Origin of the sequence: Corynebacterium glyciniphilum AJ 3170 (genome assembly GCF_007673095.1) — a bacterium.
Taxonomy (GTDB): domain Bacteria; phylum Actinomycetota; class Actinomycetes; order Mycobacteriales; family Mycobacteriaceae; genus Corynebacterium.
Window position 1 is genome coordinate 213,688 of record NZ_VDYZ01000004.1, and the last position, 16,591, is coordinate 230,278.

The 16,591-nt window shown below is 64.6% G+C and carries 11 protein-coding genes and 1 pseudogene; 3 read left to right on the forward strand and 9 right to left on the reverse strand.

The window, feature by feature from the left end; translation table 11 throughout:
- The first annotated feature begins 124 nt into the window (after nt 1-124).
- Nucleotides 125-1,636 carry an NCS1 family nucleobase:cation symporter-1 gene (locus FS507_RS05740; protein ID WP_145941823.1) on the forward strand — a complete coding sequence of 504 codons (1,512 nt, stop codon included), beginning with the start codon at nt 125-127 and terminating at the stop codon, nt 1,634-1,636.
- Here FS507_RS05740 and FS507_RS05745 read toward each other — a convergent pair.
- From FS507_RS05745 to FS507_RS05780, 8 genes are all read right to left on the reverse strand, one after another.
- Nucleotides 1,620-2,795, reverse strand: a complete 1,176-nt coding sequence (locus FS507_RS05745; protein ID WP_145941824.1) for an acyl-CoA dehydrogenase family protein — start codon at nt 2,793-2,795, stop codon at nt 1,620-1,622. The two genes, FS507_RS05740 and FS507_RS05745, sit on opposite strands and share 17 nt — an antisense overlap.
- Complete coding sequence (locus tag FS507_RS05750) at nt 2,792-6,055, reverse strand: UvrD-helicase domain-containing protein (protein ID WP_145941825.1); 3,264 nt, start codon at nt 6,053-6,055, stop codon at nt 2,792-2,794. The genes FS507_RS05745 and FS507_RS05750 overlap by 4 nt, the downstream gene beginning before the upstream one ends.
- Nucleotides 6,052-8,826 (reverse strand): PD-(D/E)XK nuclease family protein, encoded by a 2,775-nt coding sequence (locus tag FS507_RS05755; protein WP_145941826.1) that lies wholly within the window; start codon nt 8,824-8,826, stop codon nt 6,052-6,054. The genes FS507_RS05750 and FS507_RS05755 overlap by 4 nt, the downstream gene beginning before the upstream one ends.
- 114 nt (nt 8,827-8,940) lie before the next feature.
- Nucleotides 8,941-9,207 carry a 30S ribosomal protein S20 gene (rpsT, locus tag FS507_RS05760; protein ID WP_145941827.1) on the reverse strand — a complete coding sequence of 89 codons (267 nt, stop codon included), beginning with the start codon at nt 9,205-9,207 and terminating at the stop codon, nt 8,941-8,943.
- 378 nt (nt 9,208-9,585) lie between these two features.
- The gene (locus FS507_RS05765) at nt 9,586-10,605 is read right to left on the reverse strand and encodes a hypothetical protein (RefSeq protein WP_186314570.1); all 1,020 of its coding nucleotides are present in this window, start codon (nt 10,603-10,605) and stop codon (nt 9,586-9,588) included.
- 46 nt (nt 10,606-10,651) lie between these two features.
- On the reverse strand, nt 10,652-11,284 hold the full coding sequence (locus FS507_RS05770; protein ID WP_145941828.1) for a DNA-3-methyladenine glycosylase I: 633 nt from the start codon (nt 11,282-11,284) through the stop codon (nt 10,652-10,654).
- Entirely contained in the window at nt 11,281-11,949 is a 669-nt protein-coding gene (locus FS507_RS05775; protein ID WP_145941829.1) for an alpha-ketoglutarate-dependent dioxygenase AlkB family protein, read from the reverse strand. Before FS507_RS05775 ends, FS507_RS05770 begins: the two co-directional genes overlap by 4 nt.
- A gap of 39 nt (nt 11,950-11,988) precedes the next feature.
- Nucleotides 11,989-12,522 carry a type II toxin-antitoxin system PemK/MazF family toxin gene (locus FS507_RS05780; RefSeq protein ID WP_145941830.1) on the reverse strand — a complete coding sequence of 178 codons (534 nt, stop codon included), beginning with the start codon at nt 12,520-12,522 and terminating at the stop codon, nt 11,989-11,991.
- Nucleotides 12,523-13,450: 928 nt separating this feature from the next.
- Here FS507_RS05780 and lepA point away from each other — a divergent pair.
- Both lepA and FS507_RS05790 read left to right on the forward strand, forming a co-directional pair.
- The gene (gene lepA, locus FS507_RS05785; RefSeq protein ID WP_145941831.1) at nt 13,451-15,301 is read left to right on the forward strand and encodes a translation elongation factor 4; all 1,851 of its coding nucleotides are present in this window, start codon (nt 13,451-13,453) and stop codon (nt 15,299-15,301) included.
- 84 nt (nt 15,302-15,385) lie between these two features.
- Nucleotides 15,386-16,267, forward strand: coding sequence for a hypothetical protein (locus tag FS507_RS05790; protein ID WP_145941832.1), 882 nt, complete (start codon nt 15,386-15,388; stop codon nt 16,265-16,267).
- 173 nt (nt 16,268-16,440) lie between these two features.
- Here the strand turns inward: FS507_RS05790 and FS507_RS18435 are convergent.
- Nucleotides 16,441-16,591 (reverse strand): annotated as a pseudogene (locus FS507_RS18435) (IS630 family transposase); the annotation flags it as partial.

Sequence of the window (16,591 nt, forward strand, 5' to 3'; positions counted from 1 at the left end):
GGTAGGCGACTGTCCGGCCATGTGGTCCGTGGGTTAACCGGCAAGAAATGTGTGCTGGGTCATAATCCGTGGTCTAGGGTGGTTTCTCGATAAAGTCCCTACGACGACAGATCCGGCGGACCCCATGCGCGACACCGACGACCCAGGCCTCCCGATCACCGACATCGACGCCACCACCGCAGACCCCGCGCTGTTCAACGCGGATCTCGCCCCGATCGCCAAGGAGCACCGCAAGTGGGGTGCCTTCGAGATCTTCAACGTCTGGACCAACGACGTCCAGTCACTCGCCGGGTACACCCTCGCTGCGTCCCTGTTCATCGGCGCCGGTATCAGCGGATGGTACGTCTTCGCCGCGATCATCCTCGCCGGAGCCATCGTCAACTGGCTGGTGAACCTGTCCGGCGCCCCGAGCGTGAAACTCGGCGTGCCGTACGCCGTCATGGCAAGGATGTCCATGGGCGTGCTCGGCGCAAGGTTTCCCGCCCTCGTCCGCGGGATCGTCGCGATCTTCTGGTACGGCGCGCAGACCTATTTCGCCTCCACGGCGGTGGCCCTCGCGATCAACGCGGCATTTGATTCGCCGCAGTCCGGCGAGTTCCTGGGGATGAACGCGGTGTCCTGGATCTCCTACGTGATTGTCGCTGTCCTGCAGGTCGCCCTGTTCAGCAGGGGGATCGACGCCATCACCCGCTTCCTGAACTTCGCCGGCCCGGCGGTGTACGCGGTGATGGTCGTGCTGCTCGTGGTGATCTGGGTGCGTGCCGGTTCCGAGATGCTCCCCGCAGTCGGGTCGATCTTCAACAGCGACGACGTCACGGGCTGGGCGGCCGTCTCCGCCTTCGTCGGGGTCGTCGGCACCATGGTCGCGTACTTCTCCGCGGTGATCATCAACTTCGGTGACTTCTCCAGGTTCTCGAAGTCGGAGAGGTCGATGAAGCTGGGCAACTTCACCGGACTGCCCCTCTCACTGGCGTTCTTCACGTTCCTGGCGCTGTTCATCACCGCCGGCGCGTACGTGGTGTTCCAGGACGGTCAGGGTACCCCGATGGACAACCCCTCGGACATCGTGGGCCAGGCGGATTCAGTGGTCCTGTCGATCATCGCGGCGGTGACGTTCCTGGTGGCGACGGTGGGCGTGAACCTGGTGGCGAACTTCATTCCGCCGGCCTACGACATGGCGAACATGGCGCCGTCGAAGATCAGTTTCCGGATGGGCGGAGTGATCACCGCCGTGCTCGGGTTCATCATCGGCGCACTGTGGGTGGCGGTCATCGACGACATCGGCCTGCCCACGTTCGTGGACACCCTGGGTGCCGTGCTCGCCCCGCTGTACGGTGTGCTGGTGGTTGACTACTACCTGATCCGGCGTAAGCGGGTGAACCTGCGGGACACCTTCACTCTCGACGAGGACGGCCCGTACTACTACCGCAGGGGCTGGAACCTGAAGGGACTGGTGGCGGTGGGCGTCGCGGCGGTGTTCGCGGTGCTCACGGTGTGGGTGCCTGCTCTGCAGGATATGTCCGGGTTCGCGTGGATCATCGGTGCCGCTCTGGGAGGCGTGCTGTACTACGTGGTGATGCTGGGTGACGATTCCCGGGCACGGGCGGCGGCCGCGTCGGTCAGCTCCGGTTCCTGAACGCCTGCTCGCCGGTGAGTGCCTGGCCGATGGTCAGCTGGTGCATCTCCGCGGTACCTTCGTAGGTCAGCACCGACTCGAGGTTGTTGGCGTGGCGTAGCGGGGAGTACTCCAGGGTGATGCCGGAGGCGCCCAGCAGGGTGCGGCATTCGCGGGTGATCTCCAGGGCGATGCGGGTGGAGTTCAGTTTGCCGACGCTGATCTGGTGGGGTTTGAGCTCGCCGGCGTCCTTCAGTCGCCCGAGCTGCAGGGCCAGCAGGAAGGACTTGTCGAGTTCGACGGCCATGTCGGCCAGTTTCGCCTGGGTCAGCTGGAACGAGCTCAGCGGGCTGTCGAAGACCTGTCGGGTGGACACGTAGTCCAGTGCCGTGGACAGCGCGTCGCGGGCCGAGCCGAGGGCACCGAAGATGATGCCGTACCGGGCCTCGTTGAGACACGTCAGGGGCCCGCGGAGTGAGTGGACGTGGGGGAGCCGCCGCGCGTCGGGGACACGGCAGTTGTCGAGGACGATCTCACCGGTGACCGAAGCGCGTAGCGACAGTTTGCGCGTGATCTCCGGGGCACTGAACCCCTCGGTGTCGCTGTCGACGATGAAGCCGGCGAAGCCGTCCTCGGTCCGCGCCCAGACGACGGCCACGTCGGCGACGGGGGCGTTGGTGATCCACATCTTGGTGCCGTTGAGGACCCAGTCGTCGCCGTCCCGGGTGGCACGGGTGCGCATGTTGGCAGGGTCGGAGCCTGCGTCGGGCTCGGTCAACCCGAAACATCCGACGGTGGTGCCTGCGGCCATACCGGGCAGGTAGTGCTCCTTCTGTTCCTCGGAACCCCAGTGGTGGATGGCGAACATCGCCAGGGAGCCCTGCACCGACACCAGAGACCGCAGCCCCGAATCCACCGCCTCGATCTCCATGCAGGCCAGCCCGTATTCGGTGGCGGAAGCACCGGCGCACCCGTAACCGTCCAGATGCATACCGAGGACGCCCAGGTCACCGAGCTTCGGGGCGAGTTCGCCGACCGGCAGGGTGCCGTCCTCGTACCAGCCGGTGATGTTCGGGCTGAGCTCGCGGGTGGCGAAGTCGGCGACGGTGTCGCGCAGGAGCCGTTCGTCGTCGGTGAGCAGACTGTCGGCCTGGATCAGGCCGAGTGGTGTGGTGGTCATGCGAAGGTCACTTCCAGAATCGTGCCGAGCAGGGGCAGGTGGATGAGGATGGCTGCTGGCGGACGGCCGTCGATGTCGGTGAGAGCCTGCCGGTAGGTGTCCATCTGGCCGATGTAGGCCGTGCGGACATGACCGACAGGGTCCTTGCCAGGGTACGTCTTGTGGTCGACGATGACCCGCGTGCCGTCCTGCAGTGTCAGGAGCTGGTCCAGCCACCCCTGCGCCCGCTGATGGACGGGATTGGACCAGGCGAACGGCACTTCGGTGCTGCTGACGGCGCCGGGGTAGGCGTCCTTCAACCAGGTGGTCCAGCGCTCACCGGCGGTGATGACCTGTTCGGCGGTGACGTGGGCGCCGACCCGCCAGGTCTCGACCAGACGGGACGCTGCGGCGCGCTTCTGTGACTCGGTGAGGTGCTCCAGCGGAGCGGCGAGGTAGGCGTGGATGCAGTCACCGACCTTGTTCCACTCCTCACCGCCACCACTGACCAGGGCGTCGCCGAGGTCGGCGATCTCAGAGACGGAGGCCGAGGCGAGGAGGTGTTCCTCAGCCTGCACACCGCTGGGGACGAAGGTGGCGGGCAGGTTCTCCTGCGGCTCGGCGGTCAGCGCCCGGCGGGTATCGAGTACGGCCGCACGCGGTGCAGATGTCGCTGATGACGCCGTGGCAGCTGAGTCGGCAGCAGCGGCGTCCGTCGGGTCCGTCGTCTCAATGGCCCGGACAGGGCAGCCGAGCAGGTCGATCAGCTGCTCTTCCTGCAGGCCGGTGTCGACGAGAGGCTTCCACTTCCCGACGCCCGAATACGGGGCGAGGACCGTCCGCGTTCGCGACCGGGTGAGAGCGACATAGAGGACACGCTGCTCTTCGATCATGTCGGCATGGCGACGCTCAGCCTGGGCATCGACCTCGGCGAGCAGGTCCTTCACCGAGCTGATGCCGGTGACCGTCGCCGGCCAGAACCGGATCTCACGTCCCGCCAGCGGCGCCTCCATGGTCAGTGGGGTCGTGGACTGCACCCAGACACCGGCGGGGGTGAACCTGTCACGGACATCCGGCAACGCCACGACGACGGTGTCCCACTCCAGCCCCTTGGACTGGTGGATCGTGTCGACGAACACCGCTCCGGGATCCGCGGTCGGGGTGGAGACCGCATCCTCGGAGGCGAGGTGGTCGAGGAACCCGGCCGGGGTGGAGGGCTGCCTGTTGGAGTCCGCTTCGGAGACGTAGTCCTCCACCGCACGCAACAGGCCCAGCACAGCGCCGGTACGTTCGGTCGGGTCCGTCCACGTCGCGATGCGTCGACGCAGGTCGACTGCATCGATCACCGCGCTGACGGTGTCGGAGACCGGGATCTCAGAGAGCATGGGACGCAACTGCCGCAGGGACGCCAGCGACTCGTCCTGCGACCACGTGCCGAGGACCTCCCACCGCTCCTCGCGGGTCGTGAGCGCGGTGAGGGTGTCGAACCAGGAGGTGTGCGCGGGATGTTCGCTGAGGAAGGTGATCAACTCGATGAGGGCCTGGGTGTCGCGGTCATCCAGCAGCCAGGCGATCGCGGCGCGGACGAGTTGGCCTTCCCGGGTCTGTGACAGTGGTGTCCCACCACCGCTGCAGGGGATGCCCCGTCGACGGAGTTCTGCGCGCAGTTCCGCGGCGTGGGTGTTGTTGCGCACCAGAACCGCCCGGCCCTTGTCGGGGACCCCCTCGGACCGTTCAAGGGCGAGGAGTCCCGTGGCGATGCGTGCGTACCAGGTGTCCTTGTTCTTCCGTGTCCCCTCGGCGGGGGTCCACAGGACGGTGGCTCCACCGGACCGCTCTTCGGCCAGGTGGTCGGGCACGGTGAGGGTCACGTTCTGGTCAGGGAAGAGGTGACTGAACAGTCGGTTCGACAGCCCCAGCGGAGCGGCGTGGGTGCGCCAGGAGTGCGACAGGGTTTCCGAGGCACCGTCCACCCCGTCGGGGTCGGTGATGGTCTCCACCGCGGCGTCCATGAGGGCCGGGTCGGAGCCGCGGAACCCGTAGATGGACTGTTTGGGGTCGCCGACCCAGATGACCTCGTCGACGAGTCCGGCCAGTTCGGTGAACAGGGCGAGCTGCAGGGGGCTGGTGTCCTGGAACTCGTCGACGACCAGGATGCGGTAGCGGTCGGCGAGTGTGGTGCGCACGGCGTCGGTCGTGGCGGGGTCGACGCCTTCGCCGCGGAGCAGCCGGAGGGTGAGCTGCTCCTGGTCGGTGAAGTCGATGAGCCCGAGAGCGTTCTTGTAGTCCGCGTAAGCCTCCAGGCAGGCGGCGGCGGTGTCGAAGACGAGACGGATGAGGGCGTCCAGGTCCGACCGCAGATCCGGGTCGGCGGCGATGTCATCGGTGCTGACGATGCTGCCGTAGGCTTCCTTGATCGGCTTGGTCGGGCTGTCGACGCCGGGGACCTTGCCCTCGGCGGTGCGCAGCCAGTCCTTCCACGGGATGCTGTGCCGTTCGCGCCGGACGCGGCGGGCGAAACGGTCGAGATCAGCGAACCTGCTCTGCAGGCTGCCGGCCGATCGTTTCGCGATCAGACCGGCCTCGATGTCGGCGCGCAGCTGGTCCGGGATCCGTTGGGCGGCACCGGCCAGCAGCGCCCGGGTGTCGACGGGGCTCTGGGCGGTGGCGGCACCAGAGCCGTTGTCGGCGTTGACCGCACTGTCGAGTGCGAGGTGGAGTTCCCGGATACTGGTGTCGGCGAATCCGGTGAGCTGGTCGGCGTCGATGTCGTTGGCGCGGGCCTGCTCGGTGACGGTGTGCACCGTCTTCGCCCAGTTGATGCCGGAACTGAAGTAGCTGCCGTCACTGTCATCGTCGTAACCGGTCCGGGTGAGGAGATTCCGGTGGGTGGTTTCCGCGTCGGCGATGATGCGGTCGGTGGCCAGACGGAAGGCGTCCTTCTGCGACTGTTCGGTGAGGACGGAGAGCTCGGGGGAGCGTCCGGCGTCCATCGCGAAATCGGTGAGGATCCGTCCGGTCACCGAGTTCACGGTGCCGATCAGCGAGGTGGGCAGGGCGGCCGCCTGCTCGAGTAGCCCGTCCTCGACGAGGGTGCCGCGGATGCGTTCCTTGAGCTCTGCGGCGGCGGCACGTGTGAAGGTCGTGGCGATGATTTGCGAGGGACGGTAGGGGTGATTGCCGTCGGCGTCGACCCGGCGGAGTCGCTCGGTGAGCAGTTCGGTGAGCCGGTAGGTTTTCCCGGAGCCGGCGGAGGCTTTGATGATCGTCCATGTGGTCATGAGAAGTCCCCCTGGGCGCCGGTGATCAGCGGGTAGTCGGTGTAGACGGCGTTCTTCTCCGGGAAGAATCCGGTGGTGCGCGCGTCACGGAGGTCGTCGGTGTAGCGCGCCGTGGTGTCCTCGTCATAGGGAGAGGCTGGTGAGGTGCCCTTCTTCGGCTTCTCCCATACCTGCCAGTCCTCCTGGATGACCAGGTTGCCGAGGTCGGTGACGCGCCCGGTACGGAGGTCGTCGAGGATGCGATTGAGGCCGGTGACCGCGCGGTTCCAGAGCTCATCGGTGTCGGTGGCGCCGGTCTCGGAGGGGTCGACGGAGAGCGTCTCGGGTGCCCCGAAGCGTTCGTCGGTGGTGTCGAGCCGGTTGTCGCGCAGGTTGAAGTAGGCGACGGGTACATCGGCCAGATGGTGCAGGGAGTGCTCGTCGGCGACGGAGGCGGCGTACACCGCGAGCTGGAGTGCGGTACCGTCCTGCACGGCGTCCCGGTACTTTTTCTTGGCGAAGGTGTATTTCAGGTCGATCACGCCGGGGGTTCCGTCCGCCATGATCACATCCATGTCCCGCAGACCGCCGAGTTCGAGGTCGCCCCCGGCACCGTGACTTCCCGCGAGGGTGGTGGTGAAGGAGGCTTCGACGGCGCGGATGCGGATTCCGGCGTCGGCGAGGGTGGTGAACAGTCCGGCGATGGACTGTTCGGCCAGCGCGAGGGTGGTGCCGAGCTCACGGCTGCGTCCGGGCATCTGCAGCTCGGCGGCGTACCAGGGGAGCAGTCGCCGGAGTTCGGCGGCGATCTCGTCGTGGTCTGCGGGGATCGTCACCGCACCGTCGGTGTCAGCGTCTGTGGCAGCAACGGTGTCGAGGTGCCGGTTGACGATGTTCTCGACGACTGTGTGCAGCCAGGTGCCGACCATCTGATTGCCGGACGGGATGGTGGCGAGACCGCCGGCCCGGATACCGAGGCGCCGTTCCAACAACCATTCCAGCGGGTGCACCAGGAGCTTCTCCCACTGGGAGAAGCTGATGCGGGTGGGCAGGAGGTGATCTCCCGGGGTCAGGCTGCGGGAGACCGGGTCCGGGACGCCGATGCTGACCGGCCCGGGGAGGCTCCGGTGTTCCTCGGGGAGGTCGCCGGAAAGAGTGACCTGCTCACGGCCCTGCCGGTGCAGGTCGTCGATGAGGAAGGTCAGGGCGGGGTGCTGCGAGGCGGATTCCCCGTTGACCGTGTCCACGGTCAGCGCGGTGACGTTCCGGCGACGGCGGAGAGCACGGAGCTGGGAGTCCAGCGTGAGGCGGGCGTCGGCCTCGGGATCGGGCAGGTCGACGCCGTTGGCTGTCAACCATTCGAGTTCATCGGGTCGAACCGTGTCGCGGGGCGCGGCTGCATCGTCCACCGGAAGCCACCAGACGACTTGAGCACTGCCGGTACCCAGGTGCGCGGGATCGGTGGCGACGTCGGCGAGGTCATCGGCGCCGGCCTGGACGCTGATGCCGCCGGTGCCGGTGAACTCGGCGATGACCTGGTCGAGTTCACGGGAGGAGATGCGTTCGCCGAGGAGGCTGATCAGTTCGCGCAGCGGGGCGATTCTGCTTCCGACATCGGAGGAGACCGACCGCCCACGCCCCTGCGAGGTGAACTGGCGTTGCAGCCATTCCAGGTGGAAGGCGACGTCGGCGGTGTCGAACCCGTTGTCGTCGGAGAGGGGACGGTGCCGGATGAGGATGTCGAAGTCGGTGATCTTCTGGGCCGTGCCGGGGTGGTCGGCGCTGGCGGCGAGAGCGTCGGACACCGCAGCTTCCCAGGCTGGACCACCGACACCGGGCTGCTCGTTGAGGGCGTCAATCAGGCGGCTACGTAGGGGAGCGGGAACGAGCGGCGTGGTCTTCTCGTCGACGGTGATGCTGGTGTTCAGCAGACCGACCAGGGCGTGGATGTCGTGCGGGGCGGTCATGGCCCGCAGATACAGCGGGATCACCTGGGCGTAGGAGGACGCCTGCCGGCTGGCGACGCCGAGGGGCGGGTGGCCGATGCGCACGCGTTCCCGGTCCAGCAGGGACGTGGAGGTACCGGCGATGATGGTGTGCCGGGTGGACGCGTCGTGCAGGTCGGCGAGGCGGCTGGCCGCAATCGGTGCGGCGTCCCACACCGTGTCTGACGAGATCAGCGTGAGGGCCTCCAGAGGTGCCGGCGCCGGGAGCTCGTGGAGCTCGACGCCGAAGTCCTGCAGGTGTCCCAGGATCCGTGTCCAGACGGGTGACAGATCGGCGAGCTGACCGTCGAGATCTATCCGGTTGATCCCCAGAGGCCAGGAGTCACCCGAGTCGACGAGATGAGCGAGGGCGAGATCGACCTGGCGCAGGACATCGGCGGGACCCGGGGACCAGCCGGGCTCGTCGTCCAGGTGCTGCTCGACAGTGCTGAGCACCTGTAGACGGTGGGGCATGTCAGCCGTGGGGGTTGTCCCGTCCCATCCCGCACTGACCAGGCTGTCGCGCCAGGACAACAGCTCCCGCGCCACCGTCCACGGGTCGGCCCGGAAACTCGCCACCGGCCAGGCGTGCTGGTCGCTGTTCTCCAGTATCCGGCCGAGCACGGACCGGTAGGCCGCGATGCGCATGGGAGCGTCGCATTCCGGTGCGGAGAGCGCCAGCCGGGTGGCGAGGATGTCGGTGAGCTGGTGCGGGCCGGTCGTCACTGATCCGAGACCGCCGGGCGTGGTGGTGGCGGGGTCGACCCAGCGGGCGCCGTCGAAGCCCCAGCCGAAGGTGATGTGCATGTCCTACAGAGTAGCGGTCGGGTCGGACATGAAAACCCTGAGTGTTCGCTCAGCAGAAAACCCCGCACCCGGTGTGAACCGGGAGCGGGGTCGTTCTCGCTGGAGAAAGCGGGATTAGCCCTCGAGCTTGTTCAGCTGGGCAGCCAGGCCGGACTTCTTGTTGGCCGCGTTGTTCTTGTGGATGACACCCTTGGTGGCAGCCTTGTCGTACAGGCGGTTGGTGATGCGCAGCTGTGCGGTGGCGGCAGCCTTGTCGCCGGCGGTGACGGCAGCCTCGAACTTGCGGGTCTCGGTGCGCAGGCGGGAGCGGACAGCCTGGTTGCGCTGGCGGGCGGCCTCGTTGGTGAGGACGCGCTTCTTCTGCTGCTTGATGTTAGCCATACGGCTTACCTCTTTCTGAACGGTGAATCGGTGATCGTTCGCCACTTCCACCCGGGTGAGCCGTGTGCACGGTCTCTGACAACCGACCCAAGGTCCTGCCGGTTGCGGTGCACACGCCGCGAGTGGTCGCGGGTCAACCTGATGAACACTACCAGTTCGGTGGGGAGGGTAGAAATCCAGGCGTACCAGGACGGTCGCTGTGGTGGTGGCAGACCTGCGGGCGCACCGGCAGAGGCAACAGGCGGTTCAGCGGCAGAATCCGACCAGGTGCTCTGCCGGTGGACCGTTACCTCTGCCAGGTGTCCGGAGCCCGGGGCCCGAACGGTGGAACAGAACAGCACAGAACAGGGCACCATGTCTGGGCAGTCCTTCGAACAGTCACGGCTCATTCAGGTCACGGGTCCGCCGGTCATCCGCCGGCGGGTACACCATGCGCTGCGGCATGGCTCCGGTGAGCATCGCCTCGATCTCCGCGGCGGCGTCCATCACCGCACGCCACCGGAACTCCTTCGGCAACCGGTCCACCGCGCCCAGCGCGCCCGAATCCGGGAGGTGGGGAATCAGGCCGGCCCGCGCGAACGCCACCATGCCCGCCGTCATCGCCTCCTGGGCCTGCACTTCGGTGAAGTGACGGCTGGTCAGCAGGTCCGGATCCACCAGGCGGGATGGCAGCCACCAGTGACTCGTCGTGGGCATGTCCGGCGGCCACGGCATTGCACTGTCCGACCACGTACGGGGATCCGACCAGACCTGTGGGGCGTGCGCCAGGAAGATATGGCCCAGCACCTCCGCAATGACGGCGAGGGCCTCGGCGGCGCCTGGACCGCCGAGCTCCGGGGCGATACGCAGTACGTACCACGCCGATGACGTGTCCACGTCCACCGGCGGGACGGTACCCGGCAGTGCGGTGTGCACGTTGAGGGTGAAGGGGCCGGTGCGCTCGACCTGTGCCGGGTCGTCCTGTATCTCCACGACCATGCCGATGCTGTGCAGACGGTGGACGAGGGTGGGCCAGACATCCTCCGTGGCGAGCATCGGGGTCTCGTTCTGCCGGTAGCCGGAGTCCTCGATATCGGCGATGAGGTCGATGTCGAGCACGTAGGTTTCCGACAGGGAGACACGCGCGGCACCGTCGGCGGCGCGGTAACCGTTGGAGTAGGCCTCGATCTCCGGCACGAGACGGGCAGTGCGTGCGGTGGTGGGTGCGTTGTGGCGGTAGCGGGCGCGGTACCGGCGGAAGATCTGCATCGTGGCCTCGACGGCGTCGGACAACGGCAGGTCGCGCTGGCGCACAGCGAAGTCGAGCAAGACGGGGACGGTGGCGTTGCGTTCCCGGGCGTTGCGGAGGCTCCACATCTCGATCTCGAGGGCCTCGAAGGGGGTCATGCTTTTCGTCATCGTGTCTTCGCCTGCCTTCCTGTTTTGCAGACGATAGTACACGTGTCTACCAGGGATCTCCGGTACTTTTCCCGTCTGCGTCCCAGAGCCCGGAGCATCCGCGCCGGTGCGAGCCGGTCAGGTGGGTATCGACCAGGCCGACAGCCTCCATCAGGGCGAACATGGTTGTCGGGCCGACGAGGACGAATCCCTCCTTCTTCAGCGCCTTCGACAGCGCGACAGACTCCGGTGAGGTGGTCGGGACGTCCTCCATACGCTCGGGGATCGGCGTGCGCTCCGGACGAAAGGACCAGACGAACTCGGCCAGCCCGGTGCCCGCGCCGTAGCGTCCCCGCAGCGCGACGGTGGCTCGCGCATTGGTGATGGTCGCCCGGATCTTGCGGGCGTTGCGCACGATGCCGGCGTCCTGCATCAGGGCGTCGTACTCCGCCTCACCGAAGCCGGCGACCGCGTCCGGGTCGAAGTCGTCGAAGGCGGCGCGGAAGGCGGGACGTTTACGCAGGATCGTCGCCCAGCTCAACCCGGACTGGAACGCCTCCAGGCTGATGCGTTCAAACAGCCCACGTTCATCGGTGACCGGCACGCCCCACTCGGTGTCGTAGTACTCGCGCAGCAGGTCGGACGACCCCGCCCACGCAGGGCGTGCCAACCCGTCCGGCCCGGTCACCAGGGCGCTCATCCCCTCAACCCCGTCTGACGCAGCGTGATGTTCAACCGGCCGTGGATCTCCAGCTCATAGGGGGCGGTATTGGGGTACACCTTGGTCACGCCGTGGTAGTTCTGCCGGGCGGGGCCGCCGAAGACGAACAGGTCGCCGGAGGCCAACCACAGGTCGGTGTAGGGACGGTTGCGGGTTTCGGCGTTGCCGAAGCGGAACCGGCAGGTGTCACCGATGGACAGCGACACCACGGGGGCATCCGAGCGCTCGTCGGCGTCACGGTGCATCCCCATCTTCGCCGCATCGAGGTAGTGGTTCACCAGGGCGACGTCCGGGGTGTAGGACGCAGCGAGGGCGGCGTCACCGGTGGTCTCCGCCACCGCACGACGCCCCAGCTCGACCAGCCAGTCCGGCACGGGCAGGACGGGGGCGTTGTTCACGTCGACGGCGCGCCGGGTGTAGCGGCCGGGCGTCCAGTGCCAGCCGAGGCAGAGCATGGAGACACTCATCGGGTGCCCGTGGATCACCGGGGAGTTCGGCGGGACGGGGCCTTTCGCCCAGGCGGCGTACTGGGCGAGGATCCAGCGTTGTTGGGCGCTGTCGAGCCAGGCGGAGCGGTGGTGGGCGCCGTCGGGCAGGTCGGAGGCGGGAGCGTGCAGGTCGAACAGTGTGGGTTGGTCAGTCATTCTGTCTCTGGTTGTAGCTGGAGGGGGAGGGGCGCGGGGTCAGGACCAGCCGTAGTTGCGGCGCAGGGCGTTGGCGAGGCGGTCGTAACGGCGCTCCGGCATGGACACGCCGCGGCGCTGGATGGAGGCCTCCGGGATCTCGATGATGCGGTCGGCGCGGGCCCAGCACTCGTTGCCCCGCGGGTCCCACAGGCCGGCGCCGATGGCGACCCAGTTGTCGTCCTCGGCGTGCTCCGGGTTGGAGCTGATGAGCATGCCGAGCAGGGTGTGGCGGTTACGGCCCACGACCACGCAGGCGCGCAGTTCGGGGGTGGACTCGCGGTTGGGCAGGACGTGGTACCAGACGACCTCACCGGGGTCAGCTTGCCCATCCATGTCGGGGGCGTAGATGACCGGGCGGGCATGGTCTTCGGTGGGGGTGGTGACGGTGACGGCGCGGACGGCGGTCTCGGTGTGGGAGGACTGGTCGAGACCGAGATTGGCGTGGAGTTCGGACAAACCGTCGTCCATGTTGCCGCGGTGGTGGAAGTAGCGCTCGAGCATCCGGCGCAGGGGATTCCGTACGGAATTCATGGTGACCACTCTAGCGCGGGGGACGGACACGAACTGTGGGCGGTGGCCGCCGAACTACTGATTTTTAAGTATCGGAGCTACGGTCGAGCCACACCTTTCGACTTCTTCGTCAGGACGCTCGCCACCGTGGAACCTCTTCGCCGGCTTCATAGGTACATGTCATGGGGACGCCGTTCTTGGTGTATCCGGTGGTTCCGGCCAGCGCTTTCTTGCACCAGGCACCCGGGGTGACAGGATCAGCGATGTTCGCTGATGCTGGGTAAACGGGGTCAGGTTCCGAGTGCTGCGCATTTCTAGGAGCGGGAGCCTCCAGTTGTGGTGCGTACGCATTGTCAGGCTGCGAAGCAAGGGGCTCATGGGGATCGGTAAGTTGAGTTGGGTCGGGGTCTGCGAGGCGAAACGTCGAAGTCTCTGGTGCCGGGTGCGTGCGTGGTGATGTCGAGGGTGCAGCAGCAAAGCTACCGAGGGCCGGTAGATCCTCGTAGAGGAGTCTATTGGCTTCTTCGACGAGACCGTCCGTCTCGTAGACTGATGTGCCCTGCGCGGCGGGACTGGAAGTCGATCGAAGCGGTTCATAAGTCGAGATTCTGAAAACTAAGACAGCCGTGACCAGCGCGGCGGCCACTGCGACGATGATCAGAAGTGTTTTCCGGGTAGTGGTCATGTCGATCCTGTCACTCCAGTAAAAGCTATTTTTGGTATTTATATCACTCTCATTGCTGAGGTCTTCCGTCCGCCTAAGCTGTTCGTCGGCAATGGCTAAGACAGCTGGAAGTGGCAGCCTTTCCGGCAAGGTCGGGGCCGTTGAGACCGGCTGCGGAAACAGTGTCTTGGGGATGGAGCCCCCACGGCACGGTAGACTCGGCCTGATATCTTCCTGCCGCGGCGATCCGTGGCGGGACCATGCACCACCAGGAGGACGACACCCATGGCCCCCAAGCAGAAGAACTACGCCCGCGAGACGTTCACTGACCCCTCGCGGATCCGGAACTTCTGCATCATCGCGCACATCGACCACGGCAAGTCCACCCTGGCCGATCGCATCCTGCAGATGTCCGGGGTCATCGAGGACCGTGACATGCGCGACCAGTACCTCGACAACATGGACATCGAGCGCGAGCGCGGCATTACCATCAAGGCGCAGAACGTGCGTCTGCCGTGGGTTCCGAAGACATGCGCCCACAAGGATGAGGAGCTGGTGCTTCACCTCATCGACACCCCCGGACACGTGGACTTCACCTACGAAGTCTCCCGCGCACTTGAGGCGTGTGAGGGCGCGATCCTGCTGGTGGACGCCGCCCAGGGCATCGAGGCGCAGACACTGGCGAACCTGTACCTGGCGATGGAGAAGGACCTGGAGATCATCCCGGTCCTCAACAAGATCGACCTGCCGGCCGCGGACCCGGACAAGTACGCCCTGGAGATCGCTAACATCATCGGTTGCGAGCCAGACGAGGTCATGCGCATCTCGGCGAAGACCGGTGAGGGCATCCCCGACATGATCGACAAGGTCTGCGAGCTGGTCCCGCACCCCGAGGGCGATCAGGACGCCCCGGCCCGCGCGCTGATCTTCGACTCCGTCTACGACATCTTCCGCGGTGTGGTGACATACATCCGCATGATGGACGGGACGCTGGAGCCGCGCCAGAAGATCCAGATGATGTCCACCGGTGCCACGCATGAGGCACAGGAAGTCGGCATCATCTCCCCGAAGCCCGAGAAGTCCAAGGGGCTGGGCGTGGGGGAGGTGGGCTACATCATCACCGGCGCGAAGGACGTCCGCCAGTCGAAGGTGGGTGACACGGTCACCTGGGCCGTGAACGGCGCAGACGAGCCACTGACCGGCTACCGCGAGCCCACACCGATGGTGTACTCGGGGCTGTTCCCGATCTCGGCGAACCAGTACCCGGAGCTACGCGAGGCCATCGAGAAGCTGCAGTTGAACGATGCGTCGCTGACGTTTGAGCCGGAGACCTCCACTGCCCTGGGCTTTGGCTTCCGTTGCGGCTTCCTGGGCTTGCTTCATATGGAGATCACGCGCGACCGTCTGGAGCGCGAGTTCGACCTGGACCTGATCTCGACCGCACCGTCTGTGGTCTACCGTGTGGTGGGGGAAGACGGGACGGAGATGCATGTTCAGAACCCGTCGGACTGGCCGGAGGGCAAGTTGCGGGAGGTCTATGAGCCGATGGTGGATCTTACGGTCATTGTGCCGGAGGAATTCCTCGGTGGAACGATGGAGCTGTGTCAGTCGAAACGTGGCCAGATGAAGAACATGGACTTCTTGTCGACGGACCGGGTGGAGCTGCGATACCGGATGCCGCTGGGAGAGATCGTGTTCGACTTCTTCGACATGCTGAAGTCCCGGACGAAGGGCTACGCCTCGCTGAACTACGAGGAGAACGGCGAGCAGGAGGCTGACCTGGTGAAGGTGGACATCCTGCTGCAGGGGGAGCCGGTAGACGCGTTCAGTGCGATCGTGCACCGGGACCACGCGCTGCACTACGGCAACAAGATGACGAAGAAGCTCAAGGAGCTGATCCCTCGCCAGCAGTTCGAGGTGCCGGTGCAGGCCGCGATCGGCGCGAAGGTGATTTCTCGGACGAATATTCGCGCTTTGCGTAAGGATGTCCTGAGCAAGTGCTACGGTGGCGACATTTCCCGTAAGAAGAAGCTGCTGGAGAAGCAGAAGGAAGGCAAGAAGCGTATGAAGTCCATCGGGTCGGTGTCCGTCCCACAGGAGGCGTTTGTTGCTGCGTTGAGTACGGACGAGGGTTAGAGCAGATCACTCCTGATACAAGAGACGATAACATTCTTTGCGCTTTTTAGGCTCTGTTGAAGGAAAATCTTGCAATTTGAAAATGTGGCAGCAGCAGCATCGCTGATAACTACCGTATCTATCTGGATTGGTGCGGCGATATCTTCACTATTTATATTCTCTCCGGAGAAGAAAATAGCGAACTTGCCGACCTCTGTTGTTGACGATAATAATCTATGGGATAATCACGGTAGGATGGCTCATGGAGTGAACTGGGTCCGTCTCGACTATGAATCGAGAATATATTCTCGCAGAGTCTTGGAGCAGCCGATATCAAGGGTACGGGCACTTATGTTCGCCATGGTACTTCTATCATGGTCATACTCGGCATACAATATAGTCGGCACTTACGCTAATCCTGGTCGGCTATCGGCAGTAATTATCGCACTGGCTTGTGGTATTCCTCTGCTTTTACCTGCGGGAGACATGCAGAGAAAGATTGGCGACTTCAAGAAAACTCGCGTCATATCAGAAGTTGCAAGGGTTACTATTTTTACCAGTAAGGCCTACGGTTCAAATAATGCGCCTAAGTCGGAAGATATGGCCGATAGAATAAAAAGTGGACTATCGCCTGTAGTTGCGGAAATTACCTCATCAATGACAAGAACGACTGCCAAGATAAACTTATCGGGAATAGCTTTTCTTGCGTTGCCGTTCTTCAGTTTTCAGCTGGTATGTACTCCTTTGACATTAGACTTGGGAAGTGTGGGCGGAAGAGTTGCGTTTAGCGTATTTCTTGCACTATGGATAGCTTCAGTTGTTATTTTTGCGACATGGTCTGCTGATCTATTTAACTTTTTCCTCTATCAGTATTCTTCGAAATATACTATCGCGGCGGTGTGTATGAAAATTGAGGCGGGAGCCGAAGCGTTAGGGGGAGCTTTTGCGGGCGACCTATTGGAGCTTATAGAAACGGGAGAAAAGTGATTCTAACAATATTTCGCAAGTGGTAAATATATTGACTCTTTAGGGGGGCTGAGTGCTGATTCTCTTCTGAAACTACTACAGGAATAGTAAAACGGATTTTCGGCCTTCAGAGTGAGTCAATCACCTATCGTAATCCAGTCAGAGTGGATCAACGACCGCAAGATGTGGTTCTCCTAGTGTCTAGTTTCTGAAGTTGGTTGCCGGTTCGCTTTCGCCAGGATCTCGTCAGCCGTTTTCGTCCAGACGAACGGGTGCTTGCGTTTGTTCCACCCGGTGATAAACTCCCGGATCTTCGCATTCAAGTCCTTGACAGAAGTGAACACG